General features: G+C 61.3%; 15 protein-coding genes and 1 tRNA gene. 9 read left to right on the forward strand and 7 right to left on the reverse strand.

The annotated features are described in order from the left end of the window. The first annotated feature begins 32 nt into the window (after positions 1-32). Positions 33-3,197 (forward strand): valine--tRNA ligase, encoded by a 3,165-nt coding sequence (locus ACK4TM_RS08295; protein ID WP_409699551.1) that lies wholly within the window; start codon positions 33-35, stop codon positions 3,195-3,197. A gap of 86 nt (positions 3,198-3,283) precedes the next feature. Beyond that, on the forward strand, positions 3,284-4,399 hold the full coding sequence (locus ACK4TM_RS08300) for a pyridoxal phosphate-dependent aminotransferase (protein ID WP_409699554.1): 1,116 nt from the start codon (positions 3,284-3,286) through the stop codon (positions 4,397-4,399). Positions 4,400-4,452: 53 nt separating this feature from the next. Here ACK4TM_RS08300 and ACK4TM_RS08305 read toward each other — a convergent pair whose 3' ends face one another. Next, positions 4,453-5,628, reverse strand: coding sequence for a pyridoxal-phosphate-dependent aminotransferase family protein (locus ACK4TM_RS08305; protein ID WP_409699557.1), 1,176 nt, complete (start codon positions 5,626-5,628; stop codon positions 4,453-4,455). Positions 5,629-5,756: 128 nt separating this feature from the next. Between ACK4TM_RS08305 and ACK4TM_RS08310 the strand changes: the two genes are divergently transcribed. Beyond that, complete coding sequence (locus ACK4TM_RS08310; RefSeq protein ID WP_409699560.1) at positions 5,757-7,541, forward strand: ABC transporter ATP-binding protein; 1,785 nt, start codon at positions 5,757-5,759, stop codon at positions 7,539-7,541. Beyond that, positions 7,534-8,268 carry a YgfZ/GcvT domain-containing protein gene (locus ACK4TM_RS08315; protein ID WP_409699564.1) on the forward strand — a complete coding sequence of 245 codons (735 nt, stop codon included), beginning with the start codon at positions 7,534-7,536 and terminating at the stop codon, positions 8,266-8,268. The genes ACK4TM_RS08310 and ACK4TM_RS08315 overlap by 8 nt, the downstream gene beginning before the upstream one ends. 77 nt (positions 8,269-8,345) lie before the next feature. Here ACK4TM_RS08315 and efp read toward each other — a convergent pair whose 3' ends face one another. Next, a complete protein-coding gene (gene efp, locus ACK4TM_RS08320; RefSeq protein WP_409699567.1) occupies positions 8,346-8,909 on the reverse strand; it encodes an elongation factor P in 564 nt (187 codons plus the stop codon). 220 nt (positions 8,910-9,129) lie between these two features. Between efp and ACK4TM_RS08325 the strand changes: the two genes are divergently transcribed. Continuing rightward, positions 9,130-9,453, forward strand: a complete 324-nt coding sequence (locus ACK4TM_RS08325; protein WP_019954464.1) for a DUF6280 family protein — start codon at positions 9,130-9,132, stop codon at positions 9,451-9,453. 128 nt (positions 9,454-9,581) lie between these two features. Then, positions 9,582-11,033: a cobyric acid synthase gene (locus ACK4TM_RS08330; RefSeq protein ID WP_409699571.1), complete on the forward strand. Its 1,452-nt coding sequence runs from the start codon at positions 9,582-9,584 to the stop codon at positions 11,031-11,033. A 9-nt stretch (positions 11,034-11,042) separates the two neighbouring features. Here the strand turns inward: ACK4TM_RS08330 and ACK4TM_RS08335 are convergent, their stop codons facing one another. The 4 genes from ACK4TM_RS08335 to ACK4TM_RS08350 form a co-directional block, all read right to left on the reverse strand. After that, positions 11,043-11,597 (reverse strand): hypothetical protein, encoded by a 555-nt coding sequence (locus ACK4TM_RS08335; RefSeq protein ID WP_409699574.1) that lies wholly within the window; start codon positions 11,595-11,597, stop codon positions 11,043-11,045. Positions 11,598-11,675: 78 nt separating this feature from the next. Continuing rightward, entirely contained in the window at positions 11,676-13,013 is a 1,338-nt protein-coding gene (locus ACK4TM_RS08340) for a TolC family outer membrane protein (RefSeq protein ID WP_409699577.1), read from the reverse strand. Between the two features lie 82 nt (positions 13,014-13,095). Next, entirely contained in the window at positions 13,096-13,749 is a 654-nt protein-coding gene (locus ACK4TM_RS08345) for a protein-L-isoaspartate O-methyltransferase family protein (protein WP_409699580.1), read from the reverse strand. A gap of 150 nt (positions 13,750-13,899) precedes the next feature. Next, a tRNA-Cys gene (locus ACK4TM_RS08350) sits at positions 13,900-13,973 on the reverse strand. A gap of 126 nt (positions 13,974-14,099) precedes the next feature. Here ACK4TM_RS08350 and neuC point away from each other — a divergent pair. From neuC to ACK4TM_RS08365, 3 genes are read left to right on the forward strand one after another with little or no spacing between them, the layout of a single operon-like run. Further along, complete coding sequence (gene neuC / locus ACK4TM_RS08355; protein ID WP_409699583.1) at positions 14,100-15,224, forward strand: UDP-N-acetylglucosamine 2-epimerase; 1,125 nt, start codon at positions 14,100-14,102, stop codon at positions 15,222-15,224. Next, entirely contained in the window at positions 15,208-16,461 is a 1,254-nt protein-coding gene (locus ACK4TM_RS08360) for a 3-deoxy-D-manno-octulosonic acid transferase (RefSeq protein ID WP_409699586.1), read from the forward strand. Before neuC ends, ACK4TM_RS08360 begins: the two co-directional genes overlap by 17 nt. Beyond that, positions 16,454-17,770 (forward strand): 3-deoxy-D-manno-octulosonic acid transferase, encoded by a 1,317-nt coding sequence (locus tag ACK4TM_RS08365; protein ID WP_409699589.1) that lies wholly within the window; start codon positions 16,454-16,456, stop codon positions 17,768-17,770. The genes ACK4TM_RS08360 and ACK4TM_RS08365 overlap by 8 nt, the downstream gene beginning before the upstream one ends. On the opposite strand, the gene ACK4TM_RS08370 is transcribed toward ACK4TM_RS08365, so the two are convergent. After that, a partial coding sequence (locus ACK4TM_RS08370) for an acetoin utilization protein AcuC (RefSeq protein WP_409699592.1) occupies positions 17,767-18,736 on the reverse strand: 970 nt, incomplete at its 5' end. The two genes, ACK4TM_RS08365 and ACK4TM_RS08370, sit on opposite strands and share 4 nt — an antisense overlap.

Below are 18,736 nucleotides of genomic sequence, written 5' to 3' on the forward strand. Positions count from 1 at the left end.
TCTGGCGACAAGCCGAAAAAGGACATGACAAGATGCCGATGGAAAAAACCTTCAACGCCGCCGAAGCCGAAGCCCGCCTGTATAAAATGTGGGAAGAGGCCGGTGCCTTCAAGGCCGGTGCCAATGCCAGCCGGGACGAGACATTCTGCATCATGCTGCCGCCGCCCAATGTCACGGGGCATCTGCATGTCGGCCACGCCTTTAACCACACGCTGATGGATATTCTGACGCGATGGAAGCGGATGCAGGGCTATGACACGCTCTGGCAGCCGGGGCTGGATCATGCCGGCATCGCCACGCAGTTGATGGTGGAGAAGGACCTCGCCGCGACAGGGCAACCCAAACGGGTTGAAATGGGGCGCGAGGCGTTCCTGAAAAAGGTCTGGGAGTGGAAAGGCGACAAGGGCGGCGTCATCGAACAACAGGCGCGGCGTCTGGGCGACAGCATGGATTGGTCACGCTCGGCCTTTACCATGTCCGGTGCCGACAGCGCGCCTGACACCGAAGCCCCCGGCAATTTCCATGACGCGGTGATCCGGGTATTCGTGGATATGTATAACAAGGACCTGATCTATCGCGGCAAGCGTCTGGTAAACTGGGACCCGCATTTCGAGACTGCGATTTCCGACCTTGAAGTCGAGAATATCGAGGTCGACGGCCATATGTGGCATTTCAAATATCCGCTGGCGGCGGGTCAGACCTACGAATATGTCGAAAAGGACGAAGACGGCAGCGTCACCCTGCGCGAGACGCGGGATTATATCTCTATCGCGACAACCCGGCCCGAAACCATGCTCGGCGATGGCGCGGTGGCGGTCCACAAGGATGATCCACGCTATGCGCCCATTGTGGGCAAGCTGTGTGAAATCCCCGTGGGGCCGAAGGAATACCGCCGCCTGATCCCGATCATCACCGATCCGTATCCTGATCCGAATTTCGGGTCCGGTGCGGTCAAGATCACCGGCGCGCATGATTTCAACGATTACGAGGTCGCTAAGCGCGGCAATATCCCGATGTATGCGCTGATGGATACGCGCGGCGCGATGCGCAGCGACGGGCGGCCCTATGCGGAGGAGGCCGAGATTGCGCAGCGCATCGCGACGGGTGAGGAAGGGTTTGACGAGGGCAAAATCGCCGCGATGAACCTTGTGCCGGATGAATATCGCGGGCTGGACCGGTTCGAGGCGCGCCAGCGCGTCGTGGCCGATGTGACGGCAGAAGGGTTGGCGGTGATGGTGCCCAAGCCGGCCACTGAGCGCGCCCCAACCCTCGAGCCGGGGCCTCAGCCCACAGCCGACGGCGAGGTCCCGGATCAAGTCCGGGACGCGCCGGAGATGATCCCCCTAGTCGAAAATAAGAAGATCATGCAGCCGTTCGGCGACCGTTCACGCGTCGTGATCGAACCGATGCTGACCGACCAATGGTTCGTGGACACCGCCAAAATCGTCGGCCCTGCGCTGGATGCGGTCAAACAGGGCCGCACCAAGATCATCCCCGAAAGCGGTGAAAAGGTCTATTACCACTGGCTAGAAAACATCGAACCCTGGTGCATCTCGCGCCAGCTGTGGTGGGGACATCAGATCCCGGTGTGGTATGGCCTCGACCTTGGTGTCACGGATGAACACAACCCATCCGGCACCTTGGACGAAACCGAACTTCTGGGCCTGTTGCTGGATGGCATGGTGCATCGCGGCACGGTGATGCATTGCGGCACCGATCTGGAAGCCGTGAAAGCGGCCTTCATCTTCGACAATGCCGATCTGCCCAGCCCGTTGAGTCATGCGCAGATCATCGCAGTCGCCGACAAGGCCGAAGCTATCGACCGTTTCGCCGCCGGTTTGGCAGATTACAACGTCACGCAGGACCCGATGAAACTGGTCTTCCCGGTCTGGCGCGACCCTGATGTGCTGGACACATGGTTCTCCTCCGGCCTTTGGCCTTTCGGCACGCTCGGCTGGCCTGCTGACGACCCGGCGATGAAATATTTCCCCGGCGATGTCCTCATCACCGGACAGGACATCCTGTTCTTCTGGGTCGCGCGGATGATGATGATGAGCCAGGCCGTGCTGGCACAGGACCCGTTCCATACCGTTTACCTGCACCAACTGGTCCGCGATGCGAACGGCGAGAAGATGTCCAAGACCAAGGGCAACGTCATCGACCCGCTGGATATGATTGACCAATATGGCGCGGATGCGCTCCGGTTCAGCAATGCGCAGATGGCGGCGATTGGCGGGGTCCTGAAAATCTCCGAGGACCGGATCAAGGGCTACCGCAATTTCGGTACCAAACTGTGGAACGCCTTCAGCTTTGCCGATCACTACGCGATCCCCTATCCGGGCGATCCGGCACTGCCCACAGCCACGCTGACACTGAACAAATGGATCATCGGCGAAACCGGCAAATTGCGTGAAACGGTCGATGCGGCGCTGCATGCCTACCGGTTCAATGATGCCGCAGATGCGCTTTATGCTTTCACCTGGGGCAAGGTTTGCGACTGGTATCTGGAATTTTCCAAACCGATCCTGCAAGGCGACGATGCGGCGGCGAAACTGGAAACCGAACAGACTCTGCGCTGGGTACTGGATCAATGTCTGACCCTGCTGCACCCGGTCATGCCGTTCATTACCGAAGAGCTTTGGGGGCTGGCCGACGCCCGCGCCAAGATGCTCTGTCACGCCGACTGGCCGACCTATGGCAGCGCATTGGTCGATGCAGACGCCGACCGCGAGATGAACTGGGTCATCGCACTGATCGACAATACGCGTTCGGCGCGCGCCCAGGTCCATGTGCCTGCCGGGGCGCAGGTGCCGCTGCTGGTCACCGGGCTGGATGCCAAGGGCCAATCCGCCTGGGATAATAACGCCGCCCTGATCCAGCGACTGGCGCGGATCGACAGCCTGACCCATGTCGACAGCTTTCCCAAAGGCTGCGTGACCATCCCGATGGCAGGCGGCACTTTCGGGCTGCCTCTGGAAGGGCTGATCGATGTCGGCGCAGAAATCGCACGGCTGGAAAAGACCCTGCAGAAACTCGCAAAGGAACTGGGGGGCTTGCGCGGGCGGCTGAACAATCCGGCCTTTATCGCCTCTGCCCCTGATGACGTCGTGGCCGAAGCGCGCGCCAATCTGGCCCTGCGCGAAAACGAAGATGCCCAGATCAAGGCCGCCATCGCGCGGCTGCAGGAACTGGGCTGAACCAATGGCAGCGGGCCGTCCCCCCTGGCCCCTGCTTCTTTTTCCCAAAAATACTCCCCGCGCGGAGCGCATGAAAGGTGAATGCCATGCCCCACCCCAAAGTGACCCCGCTTGCTGCCTCACTCCCTGCCACGGTGCCGTTCGTCGGACCCGAAACGCAGGAACGCGACAGGGGCGCACCCTTCCGCGCACGGCTGGGGGCGAATGAAAGCGCCTTTGGCCCCTCGCCCAAGGCGATTGCCGCGATGCAAAAGGCCGCATCCGAGGTCTGGATGTATGGGGATGCGCAAAGCCACGACCTGCGTGCCGCCCTTGCCCCGCATCACGGCGTCGGGATGGAGAATATCCTGATCGGCGAAGGCATCGACGGGTTGCTCGGGCTGCTGGTCCGGCTTTATATCGCGCCGGGTGATGTGGCGGTAACATCGGACGGGGCCTATCCGACATTCAACTATCATGTCGCAGGCTTTGGCGGGCAATTGCACAAAGTGCCTTACAATGGCGATCATGAGGACCCGGAGGCTTTGGTCGCCAAGGCACATGAAACCGGCGCGAAGCTGGTCTATATCGCCAATCCCGACAACCCGATGGGCAGTTGGCATCAGGGCGATGTGATCAGCCGGATGATCGCCACCCTACCCGCTGATTGCCTGTTGCTGCTGGACGAGGCTTATATCGACCTCGCCCCCGATGGCACTGCTGCTGACATCCCAATAGAAACGCCGAATGTCATCCGCCTGCGCACCTTTTCCAAGGCGCATGGGATGGCGGGCGCGCGGATCGGCTATGCCATTGGTGCGGCAGACGTGATCGCGGGCTTTCACAAAGTGCGCAATCATTTCGGCCTCAGCCGGATTTCGCAGGCGGGCGCGCTGGCAGCGTTTCAGCACACGGCTTGGCTGGATCATGTGCGCGCCGAAATTGCCACAGCGCGGGCCGAGATTGGCCGGATCGCCCGTGACAACGGCCTGATGCCCCTGCCCTCTGCCACCAATTTCGTGACCATTGATTGCGGTCAGGACGGTGATTTTGCCCGCCGGGTGCTGGCAGAACTGGTCGCGCGCGGTATCTTTGTGCGGATGCCCTTTGTCGCCCCGCAAGACCGCTGCATCCGCGTCAGCTGCGGCACCCCCGACCAGATCGCCGCCTTTGCGAAGGTGCTGCCAGAAGCTTTGCAGGCCGTCCATCATGGGAGTGTGTAAGCGGGCAAGATCGACATAGCACAGCACAGGCACGCCGTGAGCGCCCCCGCAAGTTAAGCGGCGGCAATCACGCTGGATGCGGCCTCCAATGCGCCGCGTCCATGCGGGATCTTCAGCGCTTTCAGCCCGGCGTCGATCGTGGCAAGCGCGCCGAGGATCATCGGCGGGTTGACATGCCCCATATGGCCGATGCGGAAATAGGCATCGGTGGGTGTCCGCCCCAGACCGATGCCCAGGGTCAGCCCGCATCTATGCTCGCACCAGCGCCGCAGATCATCGCCCAGCGGCGATCCGACTCCGGCGGACGTCACTGCATGGGAACGTTGCGCAGGGTCTGCGATATTCAGATGCAGCGGCCCTTGCACAGACCAGCGGTCAAAGGCGGCCCAGATTGTCTGCGCCAGCGTGGCGTGGCGGGCAAAGACATTGTCGAGCCCTTCAGCGATGATCATGTCCAGCGCGGCACGCAGACCGTAGAGATGATGCGTCGGGGCGGTGCCATAGAAATATTGATAATACTGCGCCGGTGCCGCACGGGGGCGCCAGTCCCAATAACTCGTCACGCAATCGCCGCGCGCCGCGTCAGCCTTTTCGTTGAACCAGACAAAGCTTAGACCCGCAGGTGTCATCAACCCTTTCTGACAGCCCGCCACCATCAGATCGACGCCCCAGGCATCCATCTCGAAACGATCGCAGCCCAGCGACGCGATGCAATCCACGCAAAGCAGTGCCGGATGCGCCAGATCATCCAGCACAGCGCGCAGGCCGGGAATGTCGTTCTTGACGCTGGTCGATGTATCGACATGAACCGCCAGCACCGCCTTGATCCGGTGCGTCTTGTCACCCGCAAGATATTCCGCGACCTTGTCCAGATCAATCGGCGCACTTTCCCCGAAATTCAGGGTTTCGACACGCGCGCCCAGCCCGGCGGCGACCTCGCCCCAGCCGATGCAGAACCGGCCTGTGGCGAGCACAAGCACGGTATCGCCGCGCGACAGGATATTGGTCAGCGACGCCTCCCAGGCGGCATGGCCGTTACCGATATAGATCGCGACCTGCGCTTTGGTCCGCGCCACAGCCTGCAGATCGGGAATCAGGCTGGCGGTCAAATCATGCAATTCGCCTTCATAGATATTGGGCGAGGCGCGATGCATCGCGCGCAAGACCGCATCGGGCATGACAGAAGGACCGGGGATAGCCAGATAGGCCCGACCATTTGAGAGTGACATGAAACATCTTTCTGAAAGGTTGCTGGCGGACAGTAACGCCGCGCCGGATGGCGTCAAGCTTGCCCAACTTGCCCTGCCACCCCATTTGCGATTAGACCGACGAGACAGATCATACGAAAAGGCTGCCAATGCCCCCACCCATCCCCGCAGCGGGCACAGACCAGTCCGCCACCAGCCTGTTTTGGTGGCTCTGGAGAGATTACCTGCGTCATCACAAAGGCTTGCTGGCGCTGGCGCTGGTGCTGATGGCTGTCGAAGGATCAATGCTCGCCGCGCTCAGCCGGATGGTTCAGCCGATGTTCGACGATGTCTTCAGCGCCGGAGACCGCAACGCGCTTTATTGGGTGGGGCTTGCCGTCATGGGCATCTTCATGCTGCGCGCGGTGACAGCGGCCAGCCGGTCGATCCTGATGACCCTGATTCAGCAATATGCCGAGGCCGATATGCGCCGCCATCTGCTAGCGCATATGATGACGCTGGACACGGCGTTCTATCAAACCCATCCGCCGGGGCAGTTGATCGAACGGGTGCAGGGCGATGTCGGCGCGATCAACGGGGTCTGGGCCAGCATCCTGACGGCGTTGGGCCGTGATTTGGTATCGCTGATCGGGCTGTTTTCGGTCGCATTGTGGATCGACTGGCGTTGGACGATGATCGCCGTGATCGGTGTACCGCTGCTGGTCATGCCTTCCTTGCTGGTGCAGGCCTATATCCGCCGCCGGTCACGCAGCGCCCGCGAAATCGCCGGACAGATCGCCACCCGCCTGGACGAAGTGTTTCACGGCATCAACCCGATCAAGCTGAACCGGTTGGAAAAATACCAGGGCGACCGGTATGACCGGTTGATCAGGAAAGGCATCGACGCCAATGTGCGTACCTCCGTCGGGCAGGCAACGGTGCCGGCGCTGATCGACATCATGACCGGGCTGGGGTTTCTGGGTGTGCTGATCTACGGCGGGTCCGAAATCATCACGGGCGAAAAAACCGCAGGTCAGTTCATGGCGTTTTTCACCGCGATGTCGCTGGCCTTTGATCCGCTGCGCCGTCTGGGCGCGATGGCCGGCCAATGGCAGATGGCCGCCGCGAGTGTGGAGCGGCTGCAATATGTGCTGAACACAAAACCATCGGTTCTGTCGCCCGCCCGGCCGCGCGGCATGCCAGCGGGTCTGCCCGCAATCCGCCTCGATGACGTGCGGCTGCATTATGGCGATCTGCCGGTACTGCGCGGCGCGAGCTTTACCGCCGAGGCGGGCAAGACCACCGCTTTGGTCGGCGCTTCGGGTGCCGGCAAAAGCACGATCTTCAATGTGCTGACCCGTCTGGTTGACCCCGGCACAGGCGAAGTCCGGATCAATGATGTTCCCATCAATGCGATGGATCTGGGCGAATTGCGGGGGCTGTTCTCGGTTGTAAGCCAGGACGCTGCGCTGTTCGACGAAACCCTGCGGGATAATATTCTGTTGGGCCGCACCGATATCAGCGAGGCGCAGTTGCAACAGGCGCTGCAGGCCGCCCATGTCAGTGATTTCCTGCCGATGCTGAGCAACGGGCTCGACAGCCCCGCCGGGCCGCGCGGATCGAACCTTTCCGGAGGACAGCGTCAACGCGTGGCCATCGCCCGCGCACTCATCCGCAACACGCCGATCCTGCTGCTGGACGAAGCGACGAGCGCGCTGGACACAAGATCCGAAAGCATCGTGCAGACCGCGCTGGAAAAGCTGTCCGCGGGGCGCACAACTCTGGTCATCGCGCATCGGCTGTCGACGATCTATAGCGCAGACAAGATCGTGGTAATGGATCAGGGCCGCGTCGTTGACGAAGGCAAACATGAAGAGCTGATCGCGCGTGGCGGAATTTACGCCGACCTGAACCGCCTGCAGTTCTCACAGCAAAAGGAAGATGATGATGTCTGATCGCGTGGTTCTGTCTGTCTCTGGTCCTGACCGGGTGGAATTCCTGCAAGGGCTGATCACCAATGATGTCAACCGCGCCGCAGGCGGCGTTATCTACGCGGCCCTGCTGACGCCGCAGGGCAAATTCATCGCCGATTTCTTCGTGACTGGACAGGATGATCGGATGCTGGTGGATGTGGCGCAAAGCCATGCCGCAACGCTCGCCCAGCGGCTGATGATGTATAAGTTGCGCGCCGCCGTCCAGATCGACCAGACCGATCTGGTAGTGTCGCGCGGTACAGGTGCCCCGCCATCGGGCGCGTTGGCTGACCCGCGACACCCGGCGCTGGGCTGGCGGCATTACGGGGACAGCGATATCAGCGATGCCACCGATTGGGACGCATTGCGTGTGGCGCATCTGATCCCCGAAACCGGGATCGAGCTGACGCCCGATACCTATATTCTGGAAGCAAGGTTCGAGGCGCTGCACGGGGTGGACTTCCGCAAAGGCTGCTATGTCGGGCAGGAATTGGTCGCACGCATGAAACACAAGACGGAACTGCGCAAGGGGCTGGCCCGGGTCAGCATCGACGGCATCGCCGCCACCGGCGATGCGATCACATCAGAAGGCAAGGATGTCGGCCTGTTGCATACAGTCAGTGGCAATCAGGCGATCGCATATCTGCGCTTTGACCGCGCCACCGGCCCGATGCAGGCAGGCAGCGCGACGATCACTCTGACGGACTGACCCACCTGCGTTGTCAGCGGAAAGACATTCCGCGCGGCGCGCACCGAGGCGCGCGTCGCCGCAGGCCTGATACCGATTTACGCGCGTTCGACGTATTCGAACAATTCGGTGTTGACCACAATATCTTCATCCGTGCCGACGAAAGGTGGGATCATGATCCGCACACCGTTATCCAGGATCGCCGGTTTAAAGCTGTTGGCGGCGGTCTGGCCTTTGACCACAGGCTCAGTCTCGGCGACTTTGCAAACCACCTTTTGCGGCAAGGTGACGTTCAGCGCCTCTTCACCGTAATATTCGATATGCACGACCATGCCGTCCTGCAGAAACGGGCGACGGTCGCCAAGGATATCGACCGGCAGCGCGATCTGTTCATAGGTGTCGCTGTCCATGAATGTCAGCATCCCGTCAGCTTCGAACAAGAACTGCTGGTCCTTCTGATCCAGCCGCACGCGCTCGACTTTATCGGCGGACCGGAAACGCTCGTTCAGCTTGCGCCCGTCACGCAGGTTTTTCAGTTCCACCTGCGCAAATGCACCGCCCTTACCGGGCTTGACGTGGTCAACCTTGACGGCCCCCCACAAGGAACCTTCATGTTCCAGCACATTGCCGGGGCGGATTTCGTTACCGTTGATTTTGGGCATGGGTCACTTCATGACAGAATGGGGCCAAGACTTGTATGGCAATCGACCCAGCCTATATATGGGTGATGACAGACTGGCAAGATCACTAAATCTACGCGGTTGGGGTAGCGAGCTATGCAAAACGTGCATGGCAGCCATTCCAAAACAGCGTCCCCGAATCGCCTTTGAAAGTGCATAAGGGCGGTCAGGCGGATCCGCAAGAGCAAAAAAAGGAAGCAAAATGAGAGATTTCGTCGACGGAACAGCATTCAACAACGAACAGGGCAACCGCGCCCGCAAGTTATTTGCTGCCGTTGTGCTTGCTGCGCTGGATGACGCGATCGCTGATGACAAGAAATACGGCAATGGTCCCGAACAGATCGCCCGCTGGGCTCGTTCGCGCGATGGCCGTGAAGTTTTGTCATGCGCAGGCATTGATCCCAACGAACGTGTGGTCAATGGTCTGATGGAATTCGTCGGCAAAGGCATCCGCACATCGGTCGCCCTGTCGCGCGAGGAAAGCGAACGTCGCAACGCAGCCGAGCAGGAAGCGCGCGCCGCCTGAAAGCCGCGCCAATCGTGATGGTTTGAAAATGCGCGGTCCTGCGGGGCCGCGTTTTTCGTTTCCGGGCAAGCGGTCGCACTTCCCTTGGTCCCGTGGCTTGCCTATGACGTCTGGCAAAGAGGTGCGCGATGACCAAAGCGATCATGATCCAGGGGGCCGGGTCCAACGTGGGCAAATCCATGTTGGTGGCCGGGATCGCGCGGGCCTGCGTCCGTCGCGGCCTGTCGGTTGCGCCGTTCAAACCGCAGAACATGTCCAACAACGCCGCCGTCACCGCCGATGGCGGCGAGATTGGGCGGGCGCAGGCCTTGCAGGCACTGGCCTGTGGACTGGACCCGATCATCGATATGAACCCGGTGCTACTGAAACCGGAAACCGACATCGGCGCACAGGTGATCGTGCAGGGCAGACGCACCGGCACGCTGAAGGCGCGTGATTATGGCAAGCACAAGGCCACGCTGCTGCCTTCCGTGCTGGACAGTTTTCACCGCCTCGCGCGCGGGCGCGACCTGATCATCATCGAAGGTGCGGGCAGCCCGGCCGAGGTCAATCTTCGGGTGGGCGACATCGCCAATATGGGTTTCGCCAGCGCCGCGGGCGTCCCGGTCGTGTTGATCGGCGATATCGACCGTGGGGGAGTGATCGCGCAGATGGTCGGCACCCATGCGGTCCTGCCCGATGATGATCGCGCCCTGATCAAAGGCTACGCGATCAACAAGTTTCGCGGCGATCCGACGCTTTTCGCCGATGGGATGGATATCATCAGCGCCCGCACCGGCTGGGCGCCGCTGGGGATCGTCCCGTGGTTCGCCGACGCGTGGAAACTGCCTGCCGAGGATGTGATGGATATCAAAAGTCGCGAAGGCGGCGACATCCGTATCGTCGTGCCGCGCCTGAACCGGATCGCGAATTTCGATGACCTTGATCCCTTGTCCAGCACGCCCGGTGTCAGTGTCGAGGTGATCGAACCGGGACGCCCCCTGCCCGGGAACGCCGATCTGGTGATCTTGCCGGGGTCGAAATCGACCATTGCCGATCTCGCGCATTTCCGCGCCCAAGGCTGGGATATCGACCTTGCCGCCCATATCAGGCGCGGCGGGCATGTGTTGGGGATTTGCGGCGGCTATCAGATGCTGGGCCAGACCATCACCGATCCCGACGGTGTCGAAGGCGCGCCTTGCATGGTGCAGGGGTTGGGTCATCTGGATGTGAACACCGTCATGCAGCCTCATAAACGGCTGGCCTTGTCGCAGGCGAAATATCTTGCGACGAATGACGCTATCAGCGGTTATGAAATCCATATGGGCGACACGACTGGTCCCGATTGCGCGCGCGCATGGCTGTCGCTGGAAGAACGCGGCGAAGGGGCTGCATCAGCAGATGGCCACGTGATGGGCTGCTATCTTCACGGGTTGTTCAGTGCAGATGCCTTCCGCAACGCCTTTTTCGCGCGGCTGGGCAAGCCGGTCAGCCAGTATGACTACAATGCGCAGGTGCAATCCACACTCGACACGCTCGCCGATCACCTTGAACGGCATCTGGATATTGACCGATTGCTGGATCTCGCGGGGCCGGTCTGACCCAAAAACTCAGCTCAGTTCCTGCGCAGCGATCAGGCGGTTAATCTCGCGCCGGACCAGTTTGCGCACGTTATGGGTGATGCGTTCACCCATTTCACCGCCCAGTTCCTCTTGCACGACCGCAACGATCATGTCGCGCAAAGCCGCCTGATCGATCAGCGAGGCGATATCCTGAGCTTGCGTCGGTGCTGGTGCTGACACCTCCGAAGAGGCGTCGTCCGCCACGATTGGCTGCGTCAGATCATCATTCTTGTTCTGCGATGTGTGAAATGTGCCTGCGGCCCAGATGTCATTTTCGACGGTTTCATCGTCATCGGCTTCGTGACCATCGGCTGGGGGCGCGACTGAATCTTCTGCATTTGCCAGAATGGCTTGCGCATCTTCGGCCGGTTCAGGCAATGGCAGATCGACTGCGGCAGCTTCTGCAGGCAGATCAACCCGCAAGGCGGGAGTCAGAACCAGACGACCGGCGTCATGCGACTTAGGAAGGCTGTCCGCATCCCGGTTCGAAACCAGATTGCGGACAGAGGATACAAGCGCGTCGATTTCGTTCGACCTTGCCATGTTCGTCATTCTTTATCCCGCTGCCTGATGTTTTTCAGAAAACACTAACGGATGCATGACGACAAAACAACAGGCCGCTTAGTCGCGACTCAGGGCTTCCAGCACGCGGTCCAGCGCCTGACCCTGCGCGGATCTTGCGGTAGGCGCATTTCTGACCAGGTTATAATAGGCATTCACATCATACTGCTGCACCGGCAAGCCCAGATGATCAGCCGTCAACAGACCCATCGACGCGAGCACGGCATAAGATGCAATCACCTCGTCTACCTGCGCGGCGATCCGGTTTGCCTGTGCATCAAGCAGTTCCTGTTCCGCGTTCAACGTATCAAGCGTGGTCCGCGCGCCAAGCGTTGCCTCTTCTCGGACACCCTCAAACGCGAGCTGAGCGGCGCTGATCTGCTGTTCTGATGCCTGGCGGGATGCACGTGCGACTTGCAACGCAGCATAGGCATTGCCGACCTGCTGTTCGATGCCGATGCGCGCAAGGTGCAGACCGGCGCGGGTTGCATCTCGGTTGGCCTGCAACTGCCGGACCTGGCTGGAAATGGTGCCACCACTGTAGATCGGACCACCAAACGTGAGGCCAATCTGCGCCGATTCGTCAAAATCCTGATTTACCGCGACCGAAGTATCCAGTGACAGGTTAGGCCTGACTGCCGCTTCGCCGCGCCGGATGCTCAACTCTGCCGCCGCGACCGAGTGCTGAACTTCAAGAATAGCGGGATGATTACGCACGGCAAAGGCTTTGGCTTCTTCTAACGACTGGGAAACCGGCGCAGGCGAGGCATTGCCCGACGCACCTGGGGCGAGGCCTACAGCGGCGCGATATTCTTCGACTGCCTGGCTCAATTGGCCCTGCGCCGCGGCCAGCTGACTTTGGGATGCAGCCAGACGCGCCTCTGCCAGGGACACATCGGTCCGGGTGACTTCGCCCACGTCGAACCGGTCCCGTGCCGCCTGCAATTCCTGCGTGATCAGGCCAAGGTTGTTCTGGCGCAACTGAACGAATTCACGTTCGCGGCGCACATTCATAAAGGCCTGAACCCCACGGAACAGCACATCCTGCTCAACGCTGCGCAGCGATTGCCGCGTGCTCAGCACGATTTCCTTCTGCGCTTCGATGGCGAGCTGATTGGCACCACCATCATATAATGTCAGCGATGCTGCGATCCGCGCAGTGGTTGCGGTGGACGTGCGCGGCTGCGGCGGTGTCGCGGCACTGTTGAAATTCCTAGCGGTCGAGACTGACCAGTTGATCACCGGCAAGGTCGCCGCCACCGATTGCGCCACCCCTTCATCGGCAGCGCGCAACAAGGCCCGGTTCTGTTCCAGCAAACCGGAATTTGTATAAGTCGCGACCAGCGCATCAGCCAACGTATCGGCCCTGGCCAAAGGGGCAGCGGCAAAAGCCATCATGATTGCCAACCCGGCAAGTCTTGTCCTGTGAAACATTTCCGATCCCCCAAATGCCGACCCTCAAACGGTCGGTATAAATTAATTACAAAGCAAAAATTGCAGGCCGTCTAAAATCATCCAGCAGCGGCGCGCCTGCATTAAAACCAAAACGCCAGTTAACAACACCATCAATCTTGTGCCCGACACGCACGACGCCCAACGCGCCTTCGTCAAAGACACAGACGATCCGTCCGCCCTCGCGCAATTGCGCCAGCAACGGATCGGGTAATTCTTCGACAGCGCCCTGAATCATGATCACATCGAAAGGGCCTGACTTGGCCGATCCTTCGGACAGCGGCCCCGTCATGACGGCCGCATTGTCGATCCCATGCCCGGACAGCAGGCGCTGGGCCTCTTCTGCGCGGGCCTCGTCGTCTTCGACAGCCACGACAAACTCGCACAGATTTGCCAGCAGCGCCGTGGAATACCCAAGGCCGCACCCGATATCGAGCGCGACAAACCCTTGCCGGATGTCTGCCAGTTCAAGCATCTTGGCCAAAGTCCGCGGTTCCAGCATGATCCGGCCTTTGCCGATATCCAGATTTTCCCCTATATAAGCTGCCTCGCGCAGCGCATCGGGGACAAATTCCTCGCGCGGGAGGGAAAGCATCGCGTCTATGATCGGAAAACGGGTAACGTCAGAAGGGCGGACCTGCGTGTCCACCATAACGATGCGGCGTGTTGTGTAGTCGGTCAAAAGCCAAACTCTTTCGTTTAGTATTGCAGGCCAAGGATGCCATATTCCAACCAGCGCGGCAACGACTGATCTTGCCGCAAAGACCGCTTGCTGGGGATAAATGAATGCGGGATGAAGTGCTCCCATCACGGTCGGCCAGACCGGAGCATATGGAGGCGAGTACCGGAATCGAACCGGTCTACACGGATTTGCAATCCGCTGCATAACCTACCTGCCCACTCGCCAGCCAAGCGGACACTTACCGGACGGGCGCGCGTGGCGTCAAGCGCATAACACGGGTGGCAATCGCGGTTTTCTTTTGTCGGGCGCGGCGATACGGTGACGCTCAGCAATTTTGTACCGGACCCATCATGCCCAGATCCATTCTGTTTGTAACAGGTACCCGCGCCGATTTTGGCAAGCTGGAGCCTTTGGCAATCGCCGCGCGCGACGCGGGTTTTGCCGTGTCGTTCTTCGTGACCGGCATGCATATGCTCAAAACCTACGGTCTGACCAAGCTGGAGGTTCACCGGACCGCCGGTGTCACGGTGCATGAATTCCTCAACCAGCGTCCGGGCGATCCGCAGGACATGATCCTTGCCAAAACTGTCATCGGCTTTTCCGATTTCATCCATGAACAGCGCCCTGATCTGGTCGTGATCCATGGCGACCGGGTCGAGGCGCTGGCAACCGCGTTGGTCTGTGCAACCAACTACATCCGTTGCGCGCATATCGAAGGTGGCGAGGTCAGCGGCACGATCGATGAGATTTACCGCCATTGCAACAGCAAGCTTGCCAGTCATCACTTCGTCTCATCGGATGATGCGGCAAGGCGCGTGATGTCACTGGGCGAACAGCAAAGCCATATTCACGCAATCGGATCACCAGAACTGGATTTCCACGCTGGCCCGTCCGGTGTGACGTTAGCCGAGGTCAGGGACCGTTACGCATTGCCTTATGACGATTACGGAATCTGCATTTTCCACCCCGTGACATCTGAGGCGGCCAGCATGGGCGCGCAGGCGCAGGCTCTTTTCGGTGCCATGGTTGCCTCGGCACGCAGTTTTGTGGTGATCGCCCCGAACAATGACCCCGGATCGGCGGCGATATTCGACGTGATCGCAGGTTTGCCCGAACACCGTTTCCGCGTGCTGCCGTCAATGCGGTTTGCGCATTTTTCGGAATTGATGAAAAATGCCGCCGTGATGATTGGCAATTCATCCGCCGGCGTGCGCGAGGCGCCGTTTCTGGGCCTGCCATCGCTGGATATCGGAACCCGGCAGACCAACCGTGCAAAGTCACCATCGGTGTTCTTTGCGGCAGCGGATGATGCGGCGGCAATCGCAAGTTTTCTGAATGATCAATGGGGCCGGTCCTATCCGCGCCATGACGCCTTTGGTGGCGGGTCGGCGGCGGGCCGTTTCGCGGCTGTGCTGGCCGATCAGGGGTTCTGGGATGCGCCGCTGCAAAAGACATTCCATGACCAGCAAGGCTAGGACCGGGTTGGCGCTGCGCGCTTATCTGGCAGCAAGTCATCTGATCCCGCTGCTGGCGCGCCCCATGCTGTCGCACAGACGCAGGCGTGGCAAGGAACATGACACGCGATGGGTGGAAAAGCAGGGCCGCAGGTTGGCCCCCGGTCCCGCAGGGCGGTTGGTCTGGCTGCATGCGGTGGGTCTGGGCGAGGTGATGTCGCTGCGCGGCCTGATCGCGCGTATGGCGGACCAGCAACCCGATGTGCATTTTCTGGTCACATCCGGCACGGCGGCATCAGCGCGCGTGTTTGCGGGCCAGCTTCCACCACGCACATTGCATCAGTTTCTGCCTTTGGATGCGCCGCTTTACAGGCGGCGGTTTCTGGACCATTTCCGACCGGATCTGTGCATCTGGGCGGAACAGGATCTGTGGCCGGGCTTCGTGCATGATCTGGCGCAGCGCGGCATTCCGCAAGCGATTGTAGCAGCGCGGATGAATGACGCCGCCTTTGCGCGGCACCGCAAGGCACGGGGGCTTTTCCGCGACCTTTATGCACGGATGGCGCTGATCACGGCGCAGGACCCGGAAACGGCGGCGCATCTGGTGACCTTGGGCGCTGATGCGCGTGTCACCGGGTCGCTGAAGCCCGCAGCCCCTGCACTGGGCTGCGACCGGGGGGAATTGCATACCTTGCAAATGGCACTGGCAGGGCGTTTCATCTGGGCCGTCGCCCCGTCGCACCCGGCGGATGAGGACGCGGCGCTGGCGGCGCACGACGCGCTGCGCACGCAGGACCCCGGTGCGCTGTTGATCGTTGCACCGCGCCACCCCGACCGGCGCGGTATCGCCCGCCCTGCCCCGCTGAAATCGCAAGGCGCAGTGCCGGGCGCGGATGATCCGCTGTGGGTGTGCGATACATTCGGTGATCTGGGGTTGGTTTACCCTCTGGCGCAGGCCGTGCTGATCGGCGGAACTTTTGACGCGACGCAGGGCCATAATCCTTGGGAGGCGGCACAGCTAGATTGCGCCCTGCTGCACGGGCCGCAGGTGGGCAACTTCCGATCCGATTTTGCCGCGCTGGACGTCGCCGGGGGTGCCGTGCCAGTGACGACGGCGGCAGAGATTGCCGCGACCCTGCGCCGCACGGATCTGGCACAGGTGGCGGGCAGGGCAGCGGCGGCAGCAAAAAGCGCCGGCATTGCCACGGATGCGCTCGCCGGAGACCTGTGCGCGCTGCTGGAAACCCAACATGAATGACCGTTTCCCGTCTTTCCGCCTGCGGCTCGCGCTGATTGCTTATGCGCTGGCCTGGTGGGTCTTGCTGCCGCTGGTCATTATCTATCTGCGGCTGCGGGCGCGCAAGGACCCCGATTATGGGCTGCATTTGGCGGAACGGTTCGGCCTTGTCCGCGCCGTTCTGCGACACCCGGTCTGGGTGCATGCAGTATCCTTGGGCGAAATGCGCTCCGCCACGCCGTTGATCCGCGCGTTGCTGGCGCAGGGCGAAAGCGTCGTGACCACCCATTTCACCCCCGCCGGACGGCGAGAGGCGTTGCGCGAATTTGCCCCTGAAATCGCGGCAGGCCGGGTGCAGGTCGTCTGGGTGCCCTTCGATATGGGCTTTGCCTATCGCGGGTTCCTGCGCAGCTTTGTACCCAAATACGGGCTGGTGATGGAGATCGAGATCTGGCCGCGCATGATCATGTCAGCCCGCGCGCGCGATGTGCCCTTGTTCATGTGCAACGCGCAATATCCGCAAAAGAGTTTCGACAAGGATATGTCCGGCTGGGGCCTGCGGGCCGCATTGACGGGCGGTTTCGCCGGTGGGTTCGTTAAATCCACATTGCAGGCGGGACGGTTCGCCGCTGCGGGGATGCGCAATATCCATGTCACGGGCGAGCTGCGCTTTGACCAGCCGATCCCGCAGGCGCAGCTCATAGCGGCAGAAAACCTGCGCCAGCGCCTGAGCAAAGGTCGCCCGACCTTTACCCTGACCAGCGTGGTCGAGGGCGAGGATGCAGTCTACATCGACATAATCCGGCAAAGCAGGGACGCGTTCTTTGTCTATGTGCCCCGCGCGCCGGAACGGTTTGATCAGGTGGCCGGGATGCTGGCCGACGCCGGATTGCGGTTTGCGCGGCGCAGCGATGTGCTGGATAGCGCGCTGAGTGCGGCGGCACTGCCGGATATCGACGTATTGCTGGGCGATTCTATGGGCGAGATGTATTTCTATCTGGCGCTATGCGACCGCGCCATCGTCGGCGGCGGCTTCGTGACCAAAGGCGCGCATAACATCATCGAACCGCTGGCCCTGCGAAAACCTGTGATCGTCGGCCCGCATATCTGGACCATCGCCTATCCCGCGGTCGAGGCGATTGCCGCAGGCGTGTGCCACCACGTGCAGAATGCGGCGGAATTGCACGCGGCGGTCACGTCGCCCGTCGATGTGTCCGAGGCACGGATCGCCGCCTTCTATGCGCAGCATGCCGGCGCGGTGGAACGAACCTTGGCCGCCTTGCCACAGGCTTTGGCGAATGCGGCTCCGCCTCACGGCGGGGAGGTTTAAGCCCGGATGATGCGGGGTTTGAGATGCGCCACACCCGCGCGCACCTCGTCATGGATCGGGCCGTTGCGGGGTTTGTCGCGCAGCGTCGTGATCCACTGATCCTGCGGCTGGTGGCGTCTGGCCACACCGTCCCATTGCAACGCCCGCAGCACCGCCTGACCTGCGGCTGGCAGATGGTCGGGGATGTCGTTGCCGTTGAGAATGGCCCAGACCCCCGTCCACAGACGCCCGACCGACCATGGGTTATAGCCGCCGCCGCCCAGCACAAGATAACGCGGGGCCATGTCGCGCAGGGTCGCGACGACATCCCAGTGCGCATTGTTTGACAGACACAGGCGCGATTGCGGGTCCTCGGTCACGGCATCCGCACCGCATTGCAGCACGATGGCATCAGGGCGAAACGCCTGCACCGCAGGCAGGATCAGCTCGTTCACGATAAGAGCCATGTCCTGATCGCGCATCCCCGCCGGGACCGGCAGGTTGAACACCTGACCTGCGCCCTGATCCGTCAGCGCGCCGGTGCGCGGCCAGCGATTGATTTCATGAGTCGAGACCAGCAGCGTGTCAGGGTCGCGCGCAAAAGCGTGTTCGACACCGTCGGGATGATGCGCGTCGATGTCGATATAGGCCACGCGCCGCGCGCCGTTGCGCCGCAAGGACTGGATCGCCAACACCGGATCGTTGAGATAGCAAAAACCGTTGGCGCGGTCCGGCAGGCCGTGATGGGTGCCGCCCGCTGGCGAATAGATCACCCCCCCGTGGCGCAGCAATTCCCCCGCCAGCAACGATCCGCCAGCAGCAGTGGCCGGGCGGCGGAACATTTCGGTAAAGACCGGATTGGACGGTGTACCCAACCCGTGACGCGCCCGGATAGCGTCGGTCACGCTTTGCGCCGTCTCTGCCGCCTGCAATGCGGCAAGATAGACAGGCGTGTGAAACCCGGTCAGCGCGGCCAGTTTCGCGCGC

The sequence above is a fragment of the Yoonia sp. genome, from assembly GCF_046292185.1.
GTDB lineage: Bacteria > Pseudomonadota > Alphaproteobacteria > Rhodobacterales > Rhodobacteraceae > Yoonia.